The 24,634-nt window shown below is 34.3% G+C and carries 21 protein-coding genes; 13 read left to right on the top strand and 8 right to left on the bottom strand.

The window, feature by feature from the left end:
- Positions 1-61: 61 nt before the first annotated feature.
- On the top strand, positions 62-1,903 hold the full coding sequence (locus H4O20_RS04045) for a PLP-dependent transferase (protein WP_185098355.1): 1,842 nt from the start codon (positions 62-64) through the stop codon (positions 1,901-1,903).
- Between the two features lie 75 nt (positions 1,904-1,978).
- On the opposite strand, the gene H4O20_RS15305 is transcribed toward H4O20_RS04045, so the two are convergent.
- The 3 genes from H4O20_RS15305 to H4O20_RS04030 form a co-directional block, all read right to left on the bottom strand.
- Complete coding sequence (locus H4O20_RS15305) at positions 1,979-2,449, bottom strand: GtrA family protein (protein ID WP_139855363.1); 471 nt, start codon at positions 2,447-2,449, stop codon at positions 1,979-1,981.
- Positions 2,450-2,549: 100 nt separating this feature from the next.
- A complete protein-coding gene (locus H4O20_RS04035) occupies positions 2,550-3,818 on the bottom strand; it encodes a DEAD/DEAH box helicase (protein WP_185098354.1) in 1,269 nt (422 codons plus the stop codon).
- 275 nt (positions 3,819-4,093) lie between these two features.
- Positions 4,094-4,771 carry an RNA polymerase sigma factor gene (locus H4O20_RS04030; protein WP_185098353.1) on the bottom strand — a complete coding sequence of 226 codons (678 nt, stop codon included), beginning with the start codon at positions 4,769-4,771 and terminating at the stop codon, positions 4,094-4,096.
- A 104-nt stretch (positions 4,772-4,875) separates the two neighbouring features.
- On the opposite strand from H4O20_RS04030, the gene H4O20_RS04025 reads away from it, so the two are divergent.
- The 12 genes from H4O20_RS04025 to H4O20_RS03970 all read left to right on the top strand — a co-directional run bounded on the left by H4O20_RS04025 (position 4,876) and on the right by H4O20_RS03970 (position 16,781).
- The gene (locus H4O20_RS04025; protein WP_185098352.1) at positions 4,876-5,259 is read left to right on the top strand and encodes a hypothetical protein; all 384 of its coding nucleotides are present in this window, start codon (positions 4,876-4,878) and stop codon (positions 5,257-5,259) included.
- A 185-nt stretch (positions 5,260-5,444) separates the two neighbouring features.
- Entirely contained in the window at positions 5,445-7,331 is a 1,887-nt protein-coding gene (locus H4O20_RS04020) for a tetratricopeptide repeat protein (protein WP_185098351.1), read from the top strand.
- The gene (locus tag H4O20_RS04015) at positions 7,332-8,099 is read left to right on the top strand and encodes a LytTR family DNA-binding domain-containing protein (RefSeq protein WP_185098350.1); all 768 of its coding nucleotides are present in this window, start codon (positions 7,332-7,334) and stop codon (positions 8,097-8,099) included.
- A gap of 170 nt (positions 8,100-8,269) precedes the next feature.
- On the top strand, positions 8,270-8,797 hold the full coding sequence (locus H4O20_RS04010) for a nuclear transport factor 2 family protein (protein WP_185098349.1): 528 nt from the start codon (positions 8,270-8,272) through the stop codon (positions 8,795-8,797).
- An 87-nt stretch (positions 8,798-8,884) separates the two neighbouring features.
- A complete protein-coding gene (locus tag H4O20_RS04005; RefSeq protein ID WP_185098348.1) occupies positions 8,885-9,823 on the top strand; it encodes an NAD-dependent epimerase/dehydratase family protein in 939 nt (312 codons plus the stop codon).
- A gap of 148 nt (positions 9,824-9,971) precedes the next feature.
- On the top strand, positions 9,972-10,793 hold the full coding sequence (locus tag H4O20_RS04000; protein WP_260402632.1) for a nuclear transport factor 2 family protein: 822 nt from the start codon (positions 9,972-9,974) through the stop codon (positions 10,791-10,793).
- An 84-nt stretch (positions 10,794-10,877) separates the two neighbouring features.
- A complete protein-coding gene (locus H4O20_RS03995) occupies positions 10,878-11,648 on the top strand; it encodes a hypothetical protein (protein ID WP_221442707.1) in 771 nt (256 codons plus the stop codon).
- 255 nt (positions 11,649-11,903) lie between these two features.
- Positions 11,904-12,299, top strand: a complete 396-nt coding sequence (locus tag H4O20_RS03990; protein WP_139855484.1) for a RidA family protein — start codon at positions 11,904-11,906, stop codon at positions 12,297-12,299.
- Positions 12,300-12,405: 106 nt separating this feature from the next.
- Entirely contained in the window at positions 12,406-12,678 is a 273-nt protein-coding gene (locus tag H4O20_RS03985) for a DUF3764 family protein (RefSeq protein WP_139855372.1), read from the top strand.
- A gap of 189 nt (positions 12,679-12,867) precedes the next feature.
- Positions 12,868-12,993: a hypothetical protein gene (locus H4O20_RS15115; protein ID WP_260402631.1), complete on the top strand. Its 126-nt coding sequence runs from the start codon at positions 12,868-12,870 to the stop codon at positions 12,991-12,993.
- 137 nt (positions 12,994-13,130) lie between these two features.
- Positions 13,131-14,651, top strand: coding sequence for a lipopolysaccharide assembly protein LapB (locus H4O20_RS03975; protein WP_185098347.1), 1,521 nt, complete (start codon positions 13,131-13,133; stop codon positions 14,649-14,651).
- 105 nt (positions 14,652-14,756) lie between these two features.
- A complete protein-coding gene (locus H4O20_RS03970; RefSeq protein WP_185098346.1) occupies positions 14,757-16,781 on the top strand; it encodes a ComEC/Rec2 family competence protein in 2,025 nt (674 codons plus the stop codon).
- Positions 16,782-16,807: 26 nt separating this feature from the next.
- On the opposite strand, the gene H4O20_RS03965 is transcribed toward H4O20_RS03970, so the two are convergent.
- The 5 genes from H4O20_RS03965 to H4O20_RS03945 all read right to left on the bottom strand — a co-directional run bounded on the left by H4O20_RS03965 (position 16,808) and on the right by H4O20_RS03945 (position 24,530).
- Positions 16,808-17,341 carry a thioredoxin fold domain-containing protein gene (locus H4O20_RS03965; RefSeq protein WP_185098345.1) on the bottom strand — a complete coding sequence of 178 codons (534 nt, stop codon included), beginning with the start codon at positions 17,339-17,341 and terminating at the stop codon, positions 16,808-16,810.
- An 85-nt stretch (positions 17,342-17,426) separates the two neighbouring features.
- Positions 17,427-19,211, bottom strand: coding sequence for a peptide MFS transporter (locus H4O20_RS03960; protein WP_139855377.1), 1,785 nt, complete (start codon positions 19,209-19,211; stop codon positions 17,427-17,429).
- 35 nt (positions 19,212-19,246) lie between these two features.
- Positions 19,247-20,650 (bottom strand): peptide MFS transporter, encoded by a 1,404-nt coding sequence (locus H4O20_RS03955; RefSeq protein WP_185098344.1) that lies wholly within the window; start codon positions 20,648-20,650, stop codon positions 19,247-19,249.
- A gap of 88 nt (positions 20,651-20,738) precedes the next feature.
- A complete protein-coding gene (locus H4O20_RS03950; protein WP_185098343.1) occupies positions 20,739-22,328 on the bottom strand; it encodes a peptide MFS transporter in 1,590 nt (529 codons plus the stop codon).
- Between the two features lie 21 nt (positions 22,329-22,349).
- Positions 22,350-24,530, bottom strand: coding sequence for a S9 family peptidase (locus tag H4O20_RS03945; protein WP_185098342.1), 2,181 nt, complete (start codon positions 24,528-24,530; stop codon positions 22,350-22,352).
- Between the last annotated feature and the right edge of the window lie 104 nt (positions 24,531-24,634).

Here is a 24,634-nt window from a genome sequence, read left to right as displayed (position 1 = left end):
GCTAAAAGGTTTTAAAACAAATCTAGTAACCTTAAACTACTGCTTACCTAATATGAAATATATGAATAACGATAAATTATTGAATTATATAGACACCGTAATAAAAAATATGCCTGCCGACTGGTTAAAACTAACCACACATCGGCTAGATATTTATAATGAAGATTTAGCAAAAACACAGTTTTTAGAGCAGTTTGAAAACTTGTATGCTGCAAATAATGCCGATACAAAGGAACTTTCCGAATTACCTACGGCCTACGATTATATTAGATTAGGGCATCCACTATCTTGTGTTTTAGAATGGACAATTGCTAAACTTGATAACTTGAAATCTGAAAACGTAATAAGTTTTCAATCAAATACAATTCCTATATTAGCTATTCTACGAAAAAACCATTTCGATAATAAAAGCACTCAAATCATATACACAGATGAGCTTCCTAAATTTTTTAATACTGGAGTTTTGAAAGAAGTTTATGGGTATAATTTTCAGGTAAAGAAAGTAGAAAACGCAGACGATATTTCTGAATTTGACGGAAGTACAGTTTTGATTTCACATCAAGATAAAATTTCTAAAACCGACCTTAATTCAAATGTTGATTTCTATATTAATCTATACGGACATCTAGGAAGTTTGTTAATAGCAAACGGCGAAAAGAATGAAAGCTATATTTCCGATATACAGCACGTAAGAAGAAGAGAAACTGTTGCTATGACGCCGAATAATTGTTTGATAGCTTTAAAAGCAATAGTTGAAAATTCTAAAATTGAAACTATAGATATCAGTCAAACTGATAAGGAAAAAGTATTAGATTCGATTAAAGAAATTACCGGTACAACATCAAAACCTTTAGTTGCAACTAGTGGCTTATCTATTCAATATGCCATAATGATGGGGCTTGTTCACGATGCTCTTGAAAACCACAAAGGGAAAGACATCAGGTTTATTGTCCCACCAAACTGTTATGGAGGAACAAACGACCAAGCAAGACGAGTTGCTGCAATTATCAAAAATGTTGAGATTGAAGATCTCTTAGTTGATGGAGATAACGATATGGTTCAGAGTATTGACACGGTTTTGGCTAAAATTGCTAAAGAAGATGCTGTACCGTATATCATTGCTGAAATCCCTACTAACCCTAGAGTTGAAGTTCCAAACCTTCAAAAGCTAAAAGAGGTTTTAAGTAAGGAGCGCACAACTGCAAATGGCAAAGTGGCTATAGATCCTGTGTTTATATTAGATCAAACTTTTTGTCCGAACGTTCACTTCTTAGGAAAAGGTGAAATGCTTTCAACAGTAAGAACAATTTCCTTTGCTAGTGGTTCTAAATTTCCAAGTGGCGGACTTTGTACAGCAGGATATTGCGCAGGTAATGACAAAACGGAAGCTCTGATGCAGAAGATTGAAAAACATCTAAGCTTATGTGATAACGAAGCTACGCAACTTCAATATGAAATACTTGCAAAACAATTGCCGTCTATGAATCAACGAATTCACGATGCGTACGAAAACACACGCGAATTTGTAAACTTTATTCACGAAGCACTACCTGATGCTAAAATTAATTTTGTTTCAGAAGAATTGGCTGAGCAAGGTTTTACTCCTTCTGTTTTCTCATTGGATTTACCTACAAAAGGGAATTCTGCTGAAGAAAAAGAAACATATAAACGAGCTTTAAACCACAAACTCATCAATTTAATGATTACTGAAATTCCAAGCGAGAGTAAATACTGCGTGAGTTATGGGCAATTAAAAGGGTGTTACTGGACGATTCCGGCAACCTCAACTCAAGGAACAACTAAAGAAGGTGATAAAGACTATATCGCTCGTGTAGCCCTTTCTCCAAATTTAAACCTGGATCTACACAAAAAGGTGTTTTTAAAATTTGTAGACAGTATGTAATTCTAAAAATAAAGAATTGATAAAAGGCACGTTTACTTTGGTAGGCGTGCCTTTTGTATTTAGCAAAAACACTAATTAAACTACTTTAAAACTAAATTTATTTTGAAGAATGTAACTGTATGCAACGGCGATAAACACAGTGAGTATTTTTGATGGCGTAGGATAAAAACCTAGCAAATCAACAAATAACTTCATACATATATAACTAAGCACTAGCGCTCCCATGGCAACTAAGAAATACCTAAAAAACTGAACTTTCCACGGCAAATTAGACTTCTCGAAAGTGATAAATTTCTGAAGTAAAAACCCAGTCACAAAGGTTATAGGAAACACAAAAAATAAAGAAGCAATATGTGGGCTTAGCACTACAAAAAACAAATCGACATTTTGTTTTGCTACTATGAAATTGTAAAAAATAAAATATAGGAATGTATCAAACACCAAATTTCCTCCTCCACAGACCGCATACCGATATGTTTTTAAAGGAAGAAAACGCCGAAACAAAAAGTAAAAGGCGTCGATAAATTTGATAAGGCTTTCTTTCATTGCAATTAGGGCGCAAAGTTAAGATAAGAAAGCGGAAGTAACGAATTAGAATATAATGAAAAAAGGGAAGCTAAATTTAGCTTCCCTTTTTAGGTTTAATTTATCGTCTATTACTAGATCGGGTGCTCTTCCCTTTTGAAGGGGCTTTACCTCTACCAGTATTTCGACCGCGACTATGATGGGCCGCTTTCTGTCTTTTCTTTTCTGCTTCAGCTTCTTTAACATCGGCCATAGTCTCAGTAGGTTCAAAATCGGGAAGGGTTTTCGCTTGTAGGCGTTCTCCTATCAATTTTTCAATATCTTTTAAATATCCAACCTCATCAAGACTAACTAATGATAGCGCTTCTCCACTAGCTCCCGCTCTACCTGTTCTTCCTATACGGTGAACATAATCTTCAGAAACATTTGGTAATTCGTAGTTGATTACATGCGGAAGTAATGGAATATCTAGTCCTCGAGCTGCAATATCGGTAGCAACTAACACGCGAACCTTTCCTTCTTTAAATCCTGCAAGAGCTCTAGTTCTAGCTCCCTGGCTTTTATTTCCGTGGATAGCAGCTGAAGTAATTTTCGCTTTTTCAAGTTTTTCACTTAAGCGATTGGCACCGTGCTTAGTTCTTGTAAAAACTAAAACCTGTTGCCAATTTCCTTCAGAAATAAGTTTTATAATTAAATCAGTCTTAAGATTTTTATCAACTCTATAAACTGTTTGATCAATTTTCTCTACTGTAGTATTTTCTGGAGTTGCTTCTACTAAAACAGGCTGATGAAGAAATTCATTAGCAAGTTTTTTTATCTCCTTTGAAAAAGTTGCAGAGAACAAAAGATTCTGCCTTTTTGAAGGAAGTAGTGCAAGTATTTTTTTGATGTCACGAGCAAAGCCCATGTCTAACATTCTATCAGCTTCATCCAAAACTAAGACTTCAACTTTTGAAAGTGAAACCGCACGTTGATTATGAAGGTCTAAGAGTCGTCCCGGTGTTGCCACCAAAACATCTACACCATTACGCAGTGCATTAATTTGAGGATTAGCTCCTACTCCACCAAAAATAACAGTTGATCGTAGGTCTGTAAATTCGCTATAATCCTTAAATTCTTGCTGTACCTGAGCAGCTAACTCACGAGTTGGAGTAAGTATAAGCGCACGAACTGGTCGTTTGTGCAAGGTTGGTTGGTTTTGTAATATTTGTAATAATGGCAATGCAAAACCAGCAGTTTTACCGCTACCTGTTTGTGCTGAAGCCAACACATCTTTTCGTACTAAAATTAAAGGAATTGCTTTTTGTTGAATAGCCGAAGGCGTTTCATATCCTTTTTTGCTGATTGCTTTCAGCAGGGCATCGGATAGCCCAAGTGATTTAAATGTCATAAATTTATTTAAGTTGTAAGACCGCTGCGCTTGGAGATAGTATATCGCGGCGCTTTTAGAATGTGGTCTTTTCAAGAACCTTTAAAACTAAGAAGACGGTTTTAATATGCGGCGAATATACGTCTAATTTTCTCCGTGGAGGTTTTTCGCAGCTATTATCTCGATTGGAAGACTGTTTTTGTGATAACATTCACAGTTAAGCATCATAAAATCAACTTATAAACCTATGAAAACAAATAAATTCTAACTTCATAATAGTTCAAAACAAGGACTAATTATGGTAAATATTGAATGCGCTCCATGACGTGTTCTACCATTAAATCGCATTTCTTATTTCCAAATTCATAAATAGAAGAATCGAGTGTTGTTTTAAAAAGCTCATCTCTCAACATATTCTTAGCACGATGTAACCGCACTTTTATATTGCTTTCAGACAATTTTAAACAGTCGGCAATTTCAGAATTAGACAATCCTTCCACTTGATGAAGAACAAAAACAATTCTATATTTTTCTGGTAACAAATCGACAGCTTGTTCAACTAAAATGCGCGTTTCAGATTTTATGGCTTGTTTTTCTGGATTCATTGTATTGGTATCTGGCAAGTGAATTATATTTTCAAGACTTTCTGTTGAACCATAATTGGTAGACTGGCGTTTCTGTTTTCGAATAAACTGTAATGCCTCATTAATTCCAATTCTAGTTAACCAAGTTGAAAAGGAAGATTCACTTCTAAATTGATACAATTTGAGGTAAGCCTTTACGTAAGCTTCTTGCATTATATCTCGAGTGTCTGCTTCAGAATTAATATAACTTCTTATTACCCTAAAAAAACGTTGATTATAACGTCTCAATAGAATTTCATACAATTCCTTTTCACCTGCTAACACCCGATTTACAATCTGAGTATCAGATAGTTTAGTTAATGCGAATCTGTCCGTCTGAGTTGAGTTCATTGTTTCGTTTTCTTTTTAGATGCCGCAATTATTATAAAGTTACAAAATATGTAACCACTTATAGTTTATTGCATCAAAACAATAGAACATAAATCTTTAGAGCCATGGCAACAATAACAAACAACATTGAAATCAATAAGTTACAAACCTTATTAAAGTATACCTTTACAATAGTTCCTATTGTAGCTGGATTGGATAAATTTTCAAACATTTTAGTGCAGTGGGATACCTATCTTGCACCCTCGACTTTGGATATGCTCCCGTTTACCGGAGCAACATTTATGATGCTTGTAGGAGTAATTGAGATAATTGCAGGAATTATTGTTTTTACTAAAACTCAACTAGGAGCATATATCGTTTCTTTATGGCTTATACTTATAGGGTTAAGCTTACTCCTAACGTGGCATCATCCTGATGTGGCAGTTCGAGATATGGTAATGGCTATTTCTGCATACGTTTTGGCTAGATTGAGTACTTCTAAAAGCTAAAAATTACATCCTCTAATTCAGAAGAAAACCCTTCCCTTTATTTTATTAGTACAGGAAGGGTTTTTCGTATTTATTTAATAGATTTATCTGTATTTTTTTCATTTTCAACAAATTAATTGAAATAAAACAGCTTTTTCACTAATAAAAAAAATTTTCTTTGTAAATTTAAATTCTAATAACATACGATGAAACGACTATTACTTTTTATAGTATTAGCTTGCGTTTCGTGGAGTAGTCTTCCTCACACTCCTTCTCAAAACCAAGAAGACACGCTTAAAAATTCGTATTTAAACTCGGAAAAATCTATTCCGAAGAATAAAGACACGCTATCAGAATTCATTAATTTCAAGAAATCTATTGCAATTTCAACAAAAAGCAAGGATTATAAAACCCTTGCAAAATCGTTTATCGGTTTGGCAAAATGGCACGAAGACCATACCATACTCGACTCTTCAATTGTTTATTTACAAAAAGCTATTTCGGTTTACAAAAAGCAAAATATGCCAAAAGAATTGGCAGACACCTACCTACTTTTGGCAACAAATTACAGTGGAACTGCAGAGTACGACGAAGGGTCTAAAGTTGTCTTTAAAGCATTAGCTCTATATGAAGAAATAGACAATCAGCGCGGCATTGCACAGTGCTACACAAAAATAAGCGACCTACTTTATTACTCAGACAGCTATGCTGAAGGCGCAGAATACTGCAAAAAGGCAATAGCTATTCAAGAAAAACACGGTTATAAAGATGATTTACCTCTCTCCTATCGACGACTTGCGGAGAATGAATTATTTTTAGGTGACTTAGATAAAAGTCTAGGCAGTATGAATCGTGCTATCAACCTTTACAAACAATTAGGAGTTGTGGATGCCCCTCTTTTAGCTTGCTACAACGGCCGCGGAAATATTTACAAATACATGGAACGTTATGATGATGCTATTGCAGATTACAATCGTTGCTATGAGGGTGCAAAAAAAATAGGTCTGCTGCGGTATACCATGCCACCAACTGCAAATATTGGCCACGTGTATATTTTACAAGGAAAATATGCCGAAGCTCTACCCTACAACTTAAGAGCGATTGAAATAATGAAACGTATAGGCAATACCAAAAACCTTTGGGAAAACTATATGCATATTTCAAATATATATGGTGAATTAGGTGATTATAAAAACGCACTTGAATATCACGAACTTTACGAACAAGGTCATACAGAATATTTAAATACCATAATTGCACGCAAGGACAGTGAACTTCAGGTGAAATATGAAACTGCACAGAAAGACATCGAAATTTTGAGTCAGCAGGAAAAAATTACACAACAACGAATAACCCAATGGCTTTATATTGGTGTTGCAGGATTACTAGCTATAATTCTCTTTGGAATGTATTTTACCTTAAAGAATATTCGTAAAAAACGAAAGGCGCTTTCGCAATTAAACACTGAGTTGGATGCAAAGAATAAGCAAAACGAATTGTTGCTAAAAGAAATTCACCATCGTGTAAAAAACAATCTAGAATTGGTAAAAAGTCTTATCGCTTTACAATCTGCAAAATTGGAAGATGGCGCTAGTAAGGAAGCTATGCTTGCCAGCGAAAATCGCGTTCAAAGTATGGGTATTATTCACCAAAAGTTATATCAAGGAGAAAACTTAGGCAGTATAGAAATGAAAGATTATTTCATGAATTTAAGCGAAGGCGTGCTCGACACTTTTGATGCGGAAGAAAAGGTGAAAATAGAATGTGCCATGGACGATCTAAACTTAGATGTAGATACTGCCGTGCCCATAGGTTTAATTGTAAACGAACTTTTGACGAATGCATTAAAATATGCCTTCCCAGAAGGAACGAAGGGCAAAATAAAAATTAGCCTTAATAAACAAAATGAAGCATTATTTTTAAAAGTTTCAGATAACGGAATTGGTAAAGTCAAAAAAACTAAAGCAAAAGGAACTGGATTCGGCACCCAGCTTATTCAATTGCTTACGCTACAATTAAACGGAACAATTTCGGAAAACCATAAAAATGGAACTGAAGTACTTTTCAACTTTAAAAATTTCAAAATAGCCTAAATGGGAACTGCAATAAAAATATTGATAGTTGAAGATGAAATGGTTATTGCAGCCAATATCTCGTTACAACTAACCGAACTTGGTTATGAAGTTACAGGTATTTTGCCACGAGGTGAAGAAGCACTGTCACAAATAAGAATAGACAAACCAGATATTGTTTTACTGGATATTAGGTTAAAAGGGGAATTGGATGGAATACAAACCGCCCAAGAAATTCAAAAGTATTTTAGAATTCCAATTATTTATTTAACCGCGAATTCAGACGAAGCGCATTTTAATCGAGCGAAGGAAACACACCCTTATGGGTTTATTTCCAAACCATTTAAAAAACTAGACCTACAACGAGCAATCGAATTAACTGTTGATAGAATTTCAATTGAGATTGGTCCTAACAACGGTGAAACTAGCAGTACTGATTATCGTTTAAACAACGGTAATACAGGTAACACAATTTTAAACGATCGTATTTTTGTACGCCACAACGACAAAATGCTAAAAATAAATATTAAAGATATTTATTACATCGAGGCAGACCGTAACTATTGTCGCATCTTTTCGCAGGGACGAGAATATCTTTTAGTGATGACCTTAAAAGATATTGATATCAAACTTCCAGAGAAACACTTCCTCAGGATTCATCGATCCTACATTATTAATCTTTCCCAAATTGATGAAGTAGCGGGAACTCATGTAGTAATTTCAAAGAAAGCAATTCCAATGAGTAAAGCAATGCGCACCGAACTTCTTAAGCGGTTACAAACTATATAATGCTTCAGAATACTGAATTCTAAATTTAATTTTCCTTTAGCAACTAATTCTCACTCTCCGGACAGTAATAAAGACGCTTCGTCCTAAACCCCTTTTTATTTCATTTGATTGTCAGTTACTTAGATGCACACCTTGCACTATTCTAGAAACTAATATTAAAATAATCTATTATGAAAAGGATACTCTTTTTAGCACTTGTATTGATTCTTTCGTGTACTGCTTGTCAAAAACAAGATATGCGCTACACCCAGCAGTCCCCCGAAATTGACACTTATAAGAAAATAATTCATGCTTACGAGAAACAGGACTGGGATGCTCTTGCTAGTCACTACGCCGATACCGCTAAGATAATGAACAACGTCATTGAAAAAGAAGGCAAGACTATAGCCGAAGAAATAGCAATGGGCAAAGAGGATGCAGCACTCTTTAGTAGCTGGAACTATGTTGATGGCGAATCTGATTTTGAGATGGTCGTAACAGATAAAGGTAAAACTTATGTAAACTTTTGGGGTACTTGGAAGGGGACACTTGCGGCAAACAACAAAACCTACACTATACCTGCGCACATAACCGCCCAATTTGTAGATGGTAAGGTTGTAAAAGAATTTGGCTATTGGGATGTCTCCAAAATCATGCTCGATATACAATCTCTACAACAAGCTGAAACAACTGTAATGAAAGATTCAACCAGTTTATAATTTAAATATTCAAAAAGATGAATAATGATAATAAGGGCGATGAAGAGTTTATCCCAAATCAGATTTTACCTCAATAAAAAACAGAATATGAAAACAGTAGGCATCATAGGTGGTTCAGGCTTTATAGGAAGCTATACTACAAGGAAATTTTTAGAGGAAGGATTTAACGTAAAAGTATCGGTTACTGACATTAAAAAGAGTGAAAAGTATCAGCATCTTTTCAACCTTGAAAATTCAGACAATTTGAATATTAGTCCGTTAAAGGTTGAGAATTTAGAAGCTTTAAAAGATTTTATCAGCGATTGCGAAATAGTAGTTCACGGCGGCACACCTTTTCAGTTAGATGTAAAAGACCCTCAAAGCGAACTTTTTGATCCAACAATAAAAGGCACTGAAAATTTTTTAGAAGCTTTAAAAGAATCATCATTAATAGAGAAGGTTGTTTTTATTGCCTCGGTAGCTGCGTGGAACACAAACTTTCCATTGCCTTCATTTGGAAAAACAAACTCAGAAAGTTTTAATGAATCCGATAAAAAATACATCAACTCCGAAAGTCATCCTTATGCACAAGCCAAGTTTATAGCAAACCAAACGGTTGAAAAATTTATACAGGATAATCCAAATTTATCCTATGAAATCACTTCAGTTTCGCCAGTAGGAGTTATGGGGAAATCATTGTCAAAAAGAGAAGACTCCACTTCTACTGGGTTACAATTTCTTATTAAAAATAAAATAGCCCCAAACCCATTTGTTCAGATGCTTTACGATATCAATGCAGAATTCGCATTAGTAGATGTAGAGGATGTTGCTGAAGCCATCTTTAAAGCTGCAACTATTTCTGGATTACACAATAAAAACTACTTACTAAGCAGTGAAACTTATACCATTAGCGACATGAACTTGATGCTAAACCACCAACCTTCGCAGCATAAGGGGAAGATTATTTATGAAAATGCCCTCGCTAGCAAAGAATTACAAATGAAATTTAGCCCAATTCAACAAGCCTTACACGGTTATTCACAGTAAAATTAAATAGAGTATTAACCAAATAAATATATAAACCAATGAAGACAAAAATTTTAATTGTAATGATGCTAATAAGTTTCATTACCACAGCGCAAAAAAGAACGGTACTATTTACATAGACCATCCGGCAATTACAGTAGTAGAAGATATGACTAAGTCTTTCGTAGACGGTAACACCGATAAAGTTGCAAGTTATTTAGCAGAAGATTTTATGGCATATAACGGCAACAATATCAATCCTAATAATAAAGGAACTGATAAAGAGAGCTTTTCAAGTTCTGCAAAAAGTTGGAATGATGCTTTAGATTATTTTTCAATATCACGTTCTCCAGGAGCATATCCAGATGCATTAGAATATAAAGATGACAATCAAAAAAATGTTGTTTGGGTACAGACTTGGGAAGATATGAAAGGCGTTCACAAAAAAACTGGAGTAAAGATTAATCAACCCATACATCGTCTATTTATTGTTAACAAAAACAACAAAATACAAACTATCATAACCTATAACAATAACAATATTTTTAGAGAAGTGGGGCAAAGTAATAGTAACCGTACAAACGGCACTATCTATAATCACCACGAATTCATTAACACCGTTCGCAATCTAATGTATGCTTTCGAAAACAAAGATTTTGACAAAGCTTATGGTTTTTATGATGACAATGCCCGTTTCGTTAATTCAAGTTCACCAGATTTTGAGAGCATTTCACTTGCTGAGCAAAAGGAAATTGACAAAAAATTATTTGAGAAGTATGATATTAAAGATGTACAAATTGTTGGTTATCCAGACTACTTACACTATGAAATGGGAGACGCCCATGTAGTGCAATCCTGGTGGAACATTAACCTAATGCGTAAATCCGACAAAAAAGCTATTACAGTTCCTATACACTACCAAATGTATTTTAATGAAGATGGCAAAATAACTCGTGAAACAGCTTACTACAATCCAAAACTTATGGACTAAGCCTAGTGTTAAAATCAATCAAATTATTAAGAAAGGCAATTACACAATAACCAGTTCGTCAATGACGGACACAAATGAAACATTATGAAAAATTTGATATTTATAATTCTTTTATTGCCATTATTGGCAATATCACAGAACAATGCTGAATACGGCGTATTCGAAAATGCAATATTAATCCCCAATCCTACTCAAGTAACACAATTTGAAAAAGGAATAGCAGCACATAACAAAAAATTTCATGGCGAAGGACCTTATGCAGGACGAGTTTATTGGATTTCTAATGGTCCTTATACTGGAAGCTATGTTTGGGTTATGGGACCATTCCCTTGGAGTGCTTTAGATAACAGACCCGCTCAAAAAGACGGTCATGATACCGATTGGAACAACAATGTAGCTCCGTATATGACAGCAGACAGTGGTTCTCAAAGCTATTGGCGAGGACGCAATGAACTCTCTCGATTCCCAAAAGATTTTACCATAAAAAATATGGAAGTAGATTATTGGGATATAAAAAGAGGAAAGTATGAAGATGCCATGAAGTTGGTGAAAAAAGTATACGATGTATATTCTGAAAAAAGTCCAAATGACACCTATGGAATCTATACTAATGAATTTTCAAGCACCAAGGAAGGAAGAGATCTTGCGGTGATTTCATTTTTTGACAAGTCTGCTTGGCTAGGTCAAGATCGCGGATTTGTTGAGAAATACGAGATCGTTAATGGTAAAGGAAGTTGGAAAGAGTTTTTAAATGACTGGATGGCAGTTACTGAAGGCGGTGAAACCGAACTGTGGATTTTCCGTCCAGATTTAAGTGGCATAAATGGCAATGTAAAAGTTGCCGACAGAAAATAAAAACTTACGCGTCTTCTGCGCCTTTTGTGAATAACCTCTTGCAAGGGCGTAAAGTCGCTTAAATTACATTCTATGAAATCACAAATTCACAAATATCTAATCTTTCTATTTGTTTGCTTATCCAGTGTGCAAGTTCAAAGCCAAGATCCACATAGCAGTGAAGAATCCGCCATAACAGGAATCGTTTACTCAAAAGTTAAAAGGAATCTTAGTAGCTCAGAATCATTAAATAATGAACCTAGAGAATCCAAGACAATCAAAACAACTCCAGAATATTTTCACCTACGTCCCGATGTTGAGAAAGCTTATAGCTATTCACACGCCATAAAAATTGGAGATGATATAAAAATCTCTGGTGCCGTAAGTATGGACGATGATGGTAACCCAACAGCCATTGGTGATCTGGAACAACAGATGAAAAATTGTTATGCTGACTTAGAGAAAATCTTAACACATTTTGGTTGCACGTTTGACGATGTGGTTGTAGAAAATGTATTCACTATCGATATGCCAAAGTTTTTGGAAGTTGCAGGATATCGTACAAAAATCTATAAAAAGCAATTTCCAACCGGTTCTTGGCTTGGTGTAAAAGAATTGGCTATTCCAGAATTTATGATCGAGATTGAATTGGAAGTACATAAACATCAATAAAACGGGACATTATGAAAACTCTTAAAACTTTACGTTATTAAAATATAAATATCGGAGCAGCTGAAAACCGTTTAGAGTAGGCATTCATAAAATAAATCACAATACAATGAAAACAGTAATTGTTCAACACGAGGTGAAAAATTTCATCGAATGGAAAAAAATTTTTGACGCAGATCAGTCCAATCTTCTAAAAGAAGGAGTTCAACTGAAAAATCTTTACAATTCGGCTTCAAATGCAAACAATGTAACCATGATTTTCGAGATACCTGATGAACCGGGATTATTTGACAAAGTAATGAGCGACCCGCAAAGACAAGCAGCTATGAAAATTGGTGGAGTAGTAAGCAAACCTACTATATCAATATTAAACAAAGTTTAGTATCACGATACCGATAAGACATGCACTAACAATTTAAATTACAATACAAGGACAACAGTAATAGGACGCCACAAAGTAGGCGATTTTAATACATGGCTTAAAGGCCATCAAGATCGGGTAGAATTATTTTCACCCTCAGTTTCTAGTTTTAAAACTTATCAGGATACAGATGATCCTAATTCAATAGTGTTGGTACTCGAAGTAACAGACATGGAAAAATTTAAAGCCATGCTAGATCGTACAGATAGTATAGAAGCTCAGAAAAGACATACAGTATTAAAACCGATTACTGTTTCAATGCCAGTAAATCCTTAACAACAGGTTTTGAAACATGGACTCAACTTTAAAAGCAAAAGCATGGTTCAAGTAATAGTTAGTTCAAAAAAAAAGCTTGTTTAGCTAAAGAAGAAATATGAAATGACTACCTTTAAACTATCTATAAACCACTAGTTATGAAATATATAACCTATTTTTTAATTCTGTTTACAATTATTTCCTGTAAACAACAAAAGAAAGAAAACATTCGATTAGGTGTTGTTAATTTATCTGTAAGTGGTAAAGAAAGTGCTCAACCTTATTTTGAAAAAGGACTTCTATTGTTACATTCCTTTGAATATGAAGATGCCCGCGATGCTTTTATAGAAGCACAAGAGGAAGATTCAGAAATGGCAATGGCTTATTGGGGAGAAGCGATGACCTATAATCATAGTTTATGGCAAGAACAAGATTATGAGGCTGCAACAAATGCCTTAAGTAAGCTGGATAAAATTAAATTAGATAGTAATGAATACGAAATTGAACAGGATTTAATTAAAGCTGTGCGTATACTCTATGAACCAAGAATTGATAAAACACAAAGGGATATCAATTATTCGAATTATATGGAGGAACTGCACAACAAATATCCTGATAACCAAGAAGTTTCAGCCTTTTATGCTTTATCACTATTAGGTTCGGTAGCTGAGGGCAGAGATGATGTTATTTATGGAAAAGGTGCCAAAGTTGCAAAAGGTATTTTAAACGAAAATCCAAAACATCCAGGAGCATTGCATTATCTAATTCACTCCTATGACGATCCCGAGCACGCCAACCTTGCTTTAGACGCTGCTAACATATATTCAAAAGTAGCCCCAGATGCTAGTCATGCGCTACATATGCCTTCACATATTTATGTTGCCATGGGAATGTGGGATAATGTTATTTCTTCAAATATAGATTCTTATCAAGCCAGCTTGAACCGAATGGAGAAAAAGGGATTAGATAATGATGCGCGTGGATATCATGCTTTTCATTGGCTAGAGTATGGATATCTTCAAAAAGGAAATTATGAGGAAGCGAGAAAAATGGTATTAGATATGCAAAAATACGCTACCGAAAAACCATCTAAAAAGGCAAGAACTCACCTCGTATTTTTAAAAGGAACGTATCTAGCCGAAACAGATGAATGGGATAGTGATATTGCAAACATAGCATTAGATATAAACGATTTAAATATTACCATTCGTTCACAGTATCACTTTATAGAAGGAATGAAAGCATATACTAACGGCAATCTAAAAGAATTAGATAGCGTAATCGATGTTATGGAGCAAGACTATAATAGAGAGTCTTTTGTAGTTTCAAAAGGGAGTTCTAAATTGTGTTCTGCTGTTACTCGAGATGAGGCCAATGAAATGGATTTAAAAGAAGCTAAAATTAGACAAAACCAACTTCTGGCAATTCACGCCCAGCTAAAGGGTGACTCTAATCTAGCCGAACAACATTTTAAAGAATCCATTAGTATTGAAAACAGTATCAGTTACAGCTTTGGCCCGCCTACAATTCACAAGCCTACCCACGAACTTTATGCAGACTGGTTACTCTCCCAAAACCGAAATGAAGAAGCAGCAGCACATTATAACCTAGCGCTAAAAAATGGCCCGGGCAGACTACGCGTTTTAAAAGGTATTGAAAACTCAAAACAAGTTATATAAATTCGTAAACAACTGTTTTACTGAATATTGGCATTCTAAAAAATTGAATATAGCGAAACATCTTATATCTTTATAAGAATTCATTTTTACTCAAAAGCCAGGCTTATGAAATTCATAAACTTCGCAATAGTTCGGTTTTCAATTTTTCTTACAATAGGGATTCTTTCTGCACACTTCTACCCTGTTACAACATTTTTATTGCCTTATCTTTTAGCTTTTTTATTTGTTTTTGTGCTATTCTGGTTTTGGGCACGTAAACGAATTTTTCAATCTGTAGAATTAGGAATTGTAACATATTTATGTTTTTTCGCCATTGGATATGTGAGTTATCAGATGCGGTTGCCAATGTTCCAATCAAATCACTATACACATATTACAACTTCAGATATTCCTGAAATGCTTCAGTTAAAAATTACTGAAACTTTAAATGATGATAATTTTAACCATAAGTATTTGGCCGAAATTTATGAAGTAAATGGAAACAATTCAAAAGGAAAGATTTTAGTAAATGTTTCTAAAGACTCTATAGAAAGCAGGTTTTTAGTTGATGATCTTATATTAGTTTATTCAACTATTTCTGAGATCCCTAAACCTTTAAATCCACATCAATTTGACTATTCAAAATATATGAAATCACTAGGGGTTTATGGGAAATTGCATATATCTCCGAAGGAAATTATAAAACATCAAATTGGAGCCCCAACATTAAGAGGTTTTGCTCAAAATCGTCGTGCTAGAATTATAGAAAAGCTTCAGAAAACAAAATTAGAAACAGATGAACGAGCAATCATTCAAGCATTAGTTTTAGGGGAAAAGAAAGATATAGATAAAAATCTATACGAAAAATATGCAGCGGCTGGAGCGGTTCACATACTTGCTGTTTCAGGCTTACATGTAAGTATCATCTATTTTGTACTAAGCTTTTTATTAAAACCTCTTTCAAGATTTAAGTACGGTTCATTAATACAAGTAATATCTATAGTTTTATCTCTCTGGGGGTTTGCTTTACTTTCAGGTTTGTCACCGTCCGTTACAAGAGCTGTAACGATGTTTAGCTTCTTCGCCTTAGCCGAAGTATTAAACCGCGACACAAACGCTGTAAACACCTTATTCCTTTCTTATTTCACTTTATTGGTTATTAAACCGTTTTTACTATTTCAAGTTGGATTTCAACTAAGCTATTTAGCCGTTTTCTTTATAATTTGGTTACTTCCTATTTTTCAAAATATTGGTTATTCAAGATATAAAGTTGTTCGTAAGGTTTGGACATTAATTGCAGTAACTATTTGTGCCCAAATCGGAGTATTGCCATTAAGTTTATTCTACTTTAATCAGTTTCCTGGCTTATTTCTTCTTACTAATATAGTTATCCTTCCTTTTTTATCAATAATAATGTGTGGTGGCATCTTGATAGTGATTTTAGCAAGTTTTGATTTCTTGCCCAATTGGCTAGCAGAAATCTACAATTACCTAATAGAACAATTGAATTGGTTTATTAACTGGATTGCTACTCAAGAACACTTTTTACTTGGCGATATACATTTTTCTACATTAAAAACCATAAGTGCTTATTTAACAATTATAGCCTTTGTTTTATGTCTTAAAAAGTTAACCTACCCTAGGTTAATTACATCGTTAGTAACTATTGCCTTGTTAATTTCAGTATATATTTATGATGAAAATAGATATTCGAGAAGTCAATTAGTGGTATTTCAAAAAAACAGGCAAACCCTTCTAGCTTATCAAAATGGTAAAGACCTTAGCATTTTTAAAAGTGACTCAACTGAAAACTTATCTCATGATTATCCAATAAAAGCATTTAAAACCAAACAGAATATTACATCATTTTCTGAAAAGACACTTCCATTTATTTTTAAATATAACGACAAGAAAATATTGATAATCGATAGCTTAGGTGTTTACCCAAAGCACGAAAACATTCATACAATCATTTTATCCAATAGCCCGAAAATAAACCTCAACAGGCTTATCGATAGTATCAATCCAAGCCAAATTATTGCCGATGGAAGCAACTACCACAGTTATGTAGATAGATGGGAGGAAACTTGTAAATTAAAAAAGCTCCCATTTAGCCATACAGCTAAACAAGGAGCTTTCCTATTAGAATAACTCGAATATGAAACTTAGTGGTTATTCTAAAATGTATATTTAAAATTCTTTTGATATTCTTCCCAAGCAGAAGCAGTTGTTATTTTTAAATAATCATCATTTTGAATCATTTTAAGAAATATCTCCAATTGTTTAGGAGTTCTGTATCCTGGCACTGCTTGAATTAACTCACCATCTTCTTTAAAGAACACTACCGTTGGATAAGCATTAACTTTAAGAGCGTGAGCAAATAAATGCTGTGAGTTTCTACCTTTTCTATCTGGATTATAGTTTGGGTTAGTATATGTAAAATCTTTATACTTTATTTCTTCTGTACCTTCTGCATTAAACTTTACTGCATAGTAGTTTTTGTTTATATACTCAATCACACTTTTATCGCTAAATGTATTTTTGTCTAGCATTTTACAAGGACCACACCAAGTGGTATAAACATCCATAAAAATCTTTTTCGGATTTTCTTTTTGGGCTGCTAAGGCTTCATTCATTGTCATCCAGTTTATCTTTTGAGCATTAACACTACCTAGTGTAAACAGGAAAACAATTATTAAAATATTTCTCATCAAATTCATTTTAGTAATTCAAAAGTAAAGAAACAAAAAACGTTCCACAAAATGGAACGTTTTTTATAAATTAATGTAATATGCATTAACGAATTCCGTGCATTAATCTTTTTAATACTGGGTTTAAAAGCATTGCTATAAATCCAACAATAATTGGTACCACTGCAAAAATCAAGAAGAAAGTTCCTAAAGAATACTCCTCAGAAATTTTGTCAATCATACCTCCCATAGTGTTTGCAGCTTTTTGCCCTACAGCAATTGCTAAGTACCAAACTCCAAACATAAAACCTATCATTCGTGCAGGCACTAATTTACTTAAGTATGAAAGTCCTAATGGAGAAAGACAAAGCTCTCCCATAGTGTGGAATAGATATGCTAAAATTAAAAATATCATACTCACAGAAGCCGTTCTTGCTCCAGGAGGAATATCGGATGCACCATACGATAGAATAGCAAACCCAAGACCTAGTAAAACTAACCCAATTCCATACTTCATTGCAGCACTCGGATTGTATTTACTTTCCCACCATTTTGAGAATAACGGTGCTAAGGTAATAATGAAGAATGAGTTTAGAATTCCAAACCAAGTAGCATCTACTTTTAATTCTTCTGAAAAAGCTTTATCGTAAATACGATATAATACCAATGCCCAAACTAGAATAAAAGCTATTGCTAAAACAATATTAGAGGCACCAATTTTAGTAAATGTCTTTTTAAATATTAATACAATCACATACGTTATAATAATCAACGGAATGGTAGTTAATAAACCATCAATTATCTTAAAAATTATAGCTGCATTTCCTTCTAGGTTTCTATCGGTATAATCGCTCGCAAACAAGGTCATCGATCCTAAGGATTGCTCAAAGAAAGCAAAGAAAAACACTGTAAAAAGCGCAAAAATTGTAACTGCGATTAATCTATCTCTAACTATAGGTAAATAACGTGCGATACGTGTAATTAATAAAACTAAGAACATTGCCAGTGCCGCTAAAACAACCACATTTGTACCACTCATACCTCCTACTTCAAATGGAACTAAGGATTTAGAATATATCGTATCTAATGGATCATTAAACAAATACAATAAACCACCAATAGATGATAGTACTATTAACACATAATCAAATGTAGTAAATGGGTTAAGTTTTATGGCTGCTTCTACTTCCTCTTCAACTTCTTCTTTATCTGCACCTTCTTCTACATTTAAAACTATATCTTTTTTCTTTGAAGGTCTAGCTCCAACTTTCCCGAAGATTTTATGAGCTAATATAAACTGAAGCATTCCAAGGAACATAAAAATTCCTGCTAAACCAAAGCCATAAGACCATCCGTAATTTTCAGCTAAGTAACCACATAACATCATCCCGAAAAATGCACCTGCGTTTACTCCCATATAGAAAATGGTATAAGCACCATCTTTTTTGGATTCACGGGTTTTATACATTTCAGAAATAATAGAAGTAATATTCGGCTTAAAAAAACCAGTTCCAATTACTAATAGTGCCAAGCCCAAATAAAATGAAGCTGTTGTTTCCAATGCCATTGCTGCGTGACCTAGCGTCATTACAATACACCCAATTACAACGGCAATTCTATATCCTGTAAATTTATCGGCTATCCAACCTCCTATAATTGGGGTTAGGTATAATAGTGAAGCATATGTACCTATTAAAGACAGCGCGTGCTCACGAGGCCAGTCCCAACCAGGGTTATCACTCATTAAAGGAGCTGTTAGAAACAATATCAATAGAATACGCATTCCATAAAAGGAAAAACGCTCCCACATTTCAGTAAAGAATAAAATAAATAATCCAACTGGATGCCCTAAAACAGTGTCTTTAAATAAATTTTCAATATCCGTTTTCATTTGTATGTAGTTTGGTTTAATTGACTCTCTAAAAATTAATTACTTGAATTGATATCCTCATTTGCAAGTTCGTACTGTTCCTGTTCCAATATTTCACGTTCATTTTCTTCAGCACCATGAGTAAGACCTTCTAATTTTCTTCTCACTAAAAGAACCAATATACCAAATGCAACTGCGAAGATTGCTATTCCCGTAAAAACAGTATATTCTCCTAAATCTGAAGCTGATTGTCCTAAGAATCCTGCTAATAAATTTCCAAATCCGGTCATCGCGAAATAAATACCCATCATTAGCGATGCGTATTTTAATGGCGCTAATTTAGTAATGTAAGAAAGAGCAACTGGAGAAAGACAAAGTTCACCAATGGTGTGGAACAAATATGCTAATACTAACCAGTACATAGCCGAAGAACCTTCGTTGTTGTACTCACCAGCAGCAGCGGTCATAAAAAAGAAACCTAGTCCCATAATTACTAGACCAATACTCATCTTAAAGAGAGAGGATGAAATTTTCCCTTTTAATTTTCTTTTCGCCCAGTAGGCTGCAACAGCAGTACCAAATATTATAATAAACATTGCATTAAGAGACTGGAACCAAGATGCTGGTACTTCCCACCCAAGTAGGAAACGATCTGTTTTTTCAGAAGCATAAAGATTCATTAAACCACCTGCTTGTTCAAAAGCTCCCCAGAATACAATAACTAGAAGGAAAGAGATAAACAGTACTATCAATCTGTCTTTTTCTATCTTAGATAGCGGCCTTTTCATTGCAGCTTGTTCTTCCGGATCGATAGATTTATTTGTGTTGTTACCAACAAATTTTAAGTGCTTTTGTCCTACTAAATATTGAATAAGCCCCAGAGCCATTCCAATTGCAGCAAGTCCAAAACCGTAGTGCCATCCGTAAGTCTCACCTACATAACCAACTATAATACTCGACAAGAAAGCTCCTATGTTAATTCCAATATAGAAAATTGTAAATCCTTTATCTCTTCTAATATCACCGTCCTTGTATAGACCTCCAACCATTGTTGAGATATTCGGCTTAAGCATACCAACACCGGCTACAATTAGTCCAAGTCCAGAGTAAAAAGCCCACATTTCTTCAATAGAAAGTATGGCGTGACCTGCAACTAGCAGTATACCCCCAACAAGTACAGATTGTTTTTGACCTAAAAATTTATCGGCAATCCATCCACCGGGAATCGATGCTACATAAACGAACATAGTATACCATCCATAAACCGATAGTGCTTCAGCATTTGTCCAACCTAATCCTGGGTTTGCACTCGTTGTTTCTGCTACTAAATAAAGGACTAAAATAGCACGCATTCCATAATAGGAAAATCGTTCCCACATTTCGGTAAAAAACAGGATATAAAGTCCTACCGGGTGGCCAAAAATTTCCTTTTGCTTTTGATACTGTAATGCGTCTGACATAGTAATAGTTTATATTTAAAAAATTATTTCTTACTTTCTGTTTTATGTTCAGGTTTACTTAATTCAATTCATCGATATTCGAAAAGAATTAGTTTATACCATGCATCATTTTCTTTAATTTCGGGTTGAATAGCAATAATAATACTGCTGCCGCAATTGGGATAGCAGCAATTATTAAAAAGAAAGTAGACATAGAATATGTTTCCGAAATTTTATCGATATAAGAGCCTGTCATACCAGCAATAAAGTTGGCAATTGCAGAAGCTGTAAACCACAGACCAAATAATAAACCTGCTAATCGTTTAGGCGATAATTTAGAAACATAAGACAAGCCTACTGGACTTAAACAAAGCTCACCTGTTGTGTGGAAGAAATAAGCTAAGATTAGCCAAATCATACTCACTGATGCTGTTTCAGCTCCTTGAGGAATACTGTTAGCACCCACAGATAACACCACGAAACCAACTCCTACTAAAGCTAACCCCATTGCGAACTTAACTGGACCTGAAGGATTCCATATTTTTTCCCACAGCTTACTGAAAGATGAAGCTAATGTGATAATAAAAAAGGAGTTTAAGATTTGAAACCAAGATACCGTAACTTCAGTCTGCTCTAAACTGAATTCTCTATAAACTTTCCAAACCCCTAAAATCCATATAATAACGAATGATATTGCTGTAAAAGTAATAGTTAAAGGGTACGCTTTAAAGATCTTCTTACCTAAGCCATATAGTACCCAAGACACAATAATGATTGGGAAAATTGTTAAGATGGCATCCACCCATTTAAAGATGGTTCCCGCACTTCCCTCTAATACTCTTTGTGTATAGTCTTTAGCAAAAACGGTCATAGACCCTCCGGCTTGCTCAAATGCAAAGAAGAAGAACATACTTGCAACCATTAATACACCCACAACTATTAATCTATCTCTTACAATATGTGGAGCTGTTTCTTCTTCCTCATCTGCTCCACCAGCCATTGCATCTAATTCAACTTGAGTATGAGTTCCTGGTTCTTCACCTATTATTCCGAATATTTTACGTCCAAAATAAAATTGCAGCATACCGAATAGCATAAATACACCCGCTAGACCAAATCCATAATGCCAACCTACTTTTTCACCTATATATCCGCATAATAGCATTCCTAAAAATGCTCCTGCATTAATACCCATATAAAAAATGGTATATCCCGCATCTTTTTTAGTACTTGAATCTGGATATAAGTTTCCAACCATTGAAGAGATATTCGGCTTAAACATACCATTACCTACTATCATAAGCACTAGACCTATATAGAAGAATGTTGGATCTATCATTTCAAAGGCCATAGAAAGGTGACCTAAGGTCATAATTAATGCACCTAATAAAATAGCTTTTCTAAATCCAGTAAATTTATCGGCAATTATACCACCAATAAGTGGTGTTAAGTAAACTAAACCTGTGTACCAAGCATAAAGCTGCATAGCATCAGCATTCGTCCATTCCCAACCTCCTTTGGCTATTTCTGTAATTAGGAATACCGTCAATAACGCACGCATTCCGTAATAGCTAAAACGTTCCCACATCTCTGTGAAAAACAAGATGAACAATCCTGCTGGATGGCCCATCACCATTTTATTATCAACACCTTTTTTAGCTAAATGCGCTATTAACTGAGGGTCATTATCTTGGGTCATGAGATAAAACTGTTAAGTTTTTTAAAGATTATTTTTAATATATTCAGTCATTAAGGTATACAAGTGTAAACGAGTGTTTCCTCCATATATACCGTGGTTTTTATCTGGGTAAATACGCCAGTCAAATTGTTTATTGGCTTGCACCAGTTCTTCAATTAAACGCATTGCATTTTGCACGTGCACATTATCATCTGCACTTCCGTGAATTAATAAATATTTTCCTTCTAGTCCGTCTACGTGAGAAAGTGGTGAGTTATCATCATACCCTGATGCATTCTCTTGTGGAGTTTGCATATAACGCTCTGTATAGATAGAATCGTAAAATCTCCAACTTGTAACCGGGGCAACAGCAATTGCCATTTCAAATGTTTCTGGTGCCTGAAATAATGCGTTAGACGACATAAATCCACCATAGCTCCATCCCCAAATTCCAGTTCTTGAAGAATCAATGTATGGTAAACTACCTAGTTTTTTTGCTGCAGCGATCTGATCTTCAACTTCATATTTACCCAGTTCTTTTTGAGTCATTTTTTTGAAATCACGACCTTTGAAACCAGTTCCTCGCCCATCAACACAAACAACAATAATATCTAATTGATTTACTAACATTTCGTGCCAAAAGTCATTTGTGCCCATCCAACTGTTTGAAACACTTTGTGAACCTGGTCCAGAATACTGAAACATAAATAATGGATATTGCTTAGACTCGTCAAAGTCTAAAGGCTTTATCATATACATATTCAAGTCTTCACCATTCACATTGATAGTAGAGTACTCTTTTGGTGAAATTTTATAAGAGGCTAATCGATTCTTTAAACCGTTATTGTTTTTAATTTCACGTAATAGTTTGCCAGTTTTAGCTTCGTGAAGTGTATATACAAAAGGTGTTTTAGAATCTGAAAATGTATTAATAAAATAAGTAAAGTCTGAACTAAATGAAGCATTATTAGTTCCTATCTTTTGCGTTAAACGAACCTTATTTTTTCCCGATGGCAAAATAGAATATACATCGCGATTAATATTTCCATTTTCAGTACTTTGAAAATATATACGACCCGTATTTTGATCGAAACCGTAATATCTAGTGACTTCCCAAGGACCACTAGTAACTTGATGAAGAAGTTTTCCATCTTTATCATATTGATAAATATGATTCCATCCATCTTTCTCGCTAGTCCAGAAGAAACTATTGTTATTTAAAAATGTAAGGTTGTCGGTTACATCAACATAAGCATCATCTTTCTCAGCTAAAATTAATTTTGAAGTATTGTTTGACGTATTTACAAAAACCAATTCAATAACATTCTGATGGCGATTGGTAAGTTGAACACTTAAAGTATTATTGTCTTGCGTCCACAACAAACGTGGTATATAGTAACTGTTATAGCTTGAAAGATCTACTTCAGAAGTTTTTTTACTTTTAAGATCATATAGTTGTAATGAAACTTTAGAGTTTTTCTCACCCGCTTTTGGATACTTAAAAGTATTGGCAGAAGGATAAAGTTCCTTTCCGTATAAATCCATGTTGAATTGTGGAACTTCTGTTTCATCAAATTTAATGTAAGCCAATTTATCACCATTCACACTCCATTCAAAAGCACGAACAAATGCAAACTCCTCTTCATAAACCCAATCAGTAATACCGTTGATGATACTATTCTTTTTACCATCAGTAGTAATTTGAGCTGTTTCATTAGAATTCAAATCTTTTATAAAAAGATTGTTTTCAAATCCGTAAGCTATTTTATTCCCATCATTACTGAAAGTTGGCTCCTGTACTTTATTAGCAGAAACAAGGGTAAATTCTTTAGTTTTTACATCGTAAACATAATAAGTTCCCAATGTTGAACGACGATAAAGCTGTTGTAATTCTGTTGAAAAAAGAATTTTAGATTCGTCCTTACTCAATTCATAAGAAAGCACTAAATCAATTCCTTTTAAATCTTTAGTATTTAAAAGTGTACTTACTTTTTTACCACTTTTATAATCGTAAACATCGATAGATGATTCTTTAGATTGTCGGTCGTAATTAAGCACTGCATATTCCTTACCGTTCTTCAGGGAACGTAGAACGTCAAGACCTTGAGTTCGAAATGCACCACCCCAAATTTCTTCAAGGGTTATGTCTTTTTGTTGGGCAGTAATAGCAGAAAATGCTGTGAAAAACAGCATTATAAATGAAAGGGAAATTAATTTCTTCAAAGTGTTAAAATTTGATAGGCCAAGTTTACTAATTTTTTGTGAAATTGAGGGTCGTTTTTTTGTTAAATAAGCCATTATAGCTCTATTTATTTGTAATTGTAATC

The sequence above is a fragment of the Aequorivita sp. 609 genome (assembly GCF_014212065.1).
Lineage (GTDB): Bacteria > Bacteroidota > Bacteroidia > Flavobacteriales > Flavobacteriaceae > Aequorivita > Aequorivita sinensis.
Note: the sequence above shows the minus strand (reverse complement) of the source record. Positions and strands in the feature narration are given on the sequence as shown.

Coding starts and splice junctions, on each gene's coding strand:
- H4O20_RS04035 (WP_185098354.1), bottom strand. CDS start 3,818: ATGACATTTAAATCACTTGGGCTATCCGATGCCCTGCTGAAAGCAATC.
- H4O20_RS15305 (WP_139855363.1), bottom strand. CDS start 2,449: ATGAAAGAAAGCCTTATCAAATTTATCGACGCCTTTTACTTTTTGTTT.
- H4O20_RS03995 (WP_221442707.1), top strand. CDS start 10,878: ATGAAAAATTTGATATTTATAATTCTTTTATTGCCATTATTGGCAATA.
- H4O20_RS03975 (WP_185098347.1), top strand. CDS start 13,131: ATGAAATATATAACCTATTTTTTAATTCTGTTTACAATTATTTCCTGT.
- H4O20_RS04000 (WP_260402632.1), top strand. CDS start 9,972: ATGACTAAGTCTTTCGTAGACGGTAACACCGATAAAGTTGCAAGTTAT.
- H4O20_RS03955 (WP_185098344.1), bottom strand. CDS start 20,650: ATGTCAGACGCATTACAGTATCAAAAGCAAAAGGAAATTTTTGGCCAC.
- H4O20_RS03965 (WP_185098345.1), bottom strand. CDS start 17,341: ATGAGAAATATTTTAATAATTGTTTTCCTGTTTACACTAGGTAGTGTT.
- H4O20_RS04045 (WP_185098355.1), top strand. CDS start 62: ATGAATAACGATAAATTATTGAATTATATAGACACCGTAATAAAAAAT.
- H4O20_RS03960 (WP_139855377.1), bottom strand. CDS start 19,211: ATGAAAACGGATATTGAAAATTTATTTAAAGACACTGTTTTAGGGCAT.
- H4O20_RS03985 (WP_139855372.1), top strand. CDS start 12,406: ATGAAAACAGTAATTGTTCAACACGAGGTGAAAAATTTCATCGAATGG.
- H4O20_RS03970 (WP_185098346.1), top strand. CDS start 14,757: ATGAAATTCATAAACTTCGCAATAGTTCGGTTTTCAATTTTTCTTACA.
- H4O20_RS04005 (WP_185098348.1), top strand. CDS start 8,885: ATGAAAACAGTAGGCATCATAGGTGGTTCAGGCTTTATAGGAAGCTAT.
- H4O20_RS04010 (WP_185098349.1), top strand. CDS start 8,270: ATGAAAAGGATACTCTTTTTAGCACTTGTATTGATTCTTTCGTGTACT.
- H4O20_RS04025 (WP_185098352.1), top strand. CDS start 4,876: ATGGCAACAATAACAAACAACATTGAAATCAATAAGTTACAAACCTTA.
- H4O20_RS04015 (WP_185098350.1), top strand. CDS start 7,332: ATGGGAACTGCAATAAAAATATTGATAGTTGAAGATGAAATGGTTATT.
- H4O20_RS03950 (WP_185098343.1), bottom strand. CDS start 22,328: ATGACCCAAGATAATGACCCTCAGTTAATAGCGCATTTAGCTAAAAAA.
- H4O20_RS04030 (WP_185098353.1), bottom strand. CDS start 4,771: ATGAACTCAACTCAGACGGACAGATTCGCATTAACTAAACTATCTGAT.
- H4O20_RS04020 (WP_185098351.1), top strand. CDS start 5,445: ATGAAACGACTATTACTTTTTATAGTATTAGCTTGCGTTTCGTGGAGT.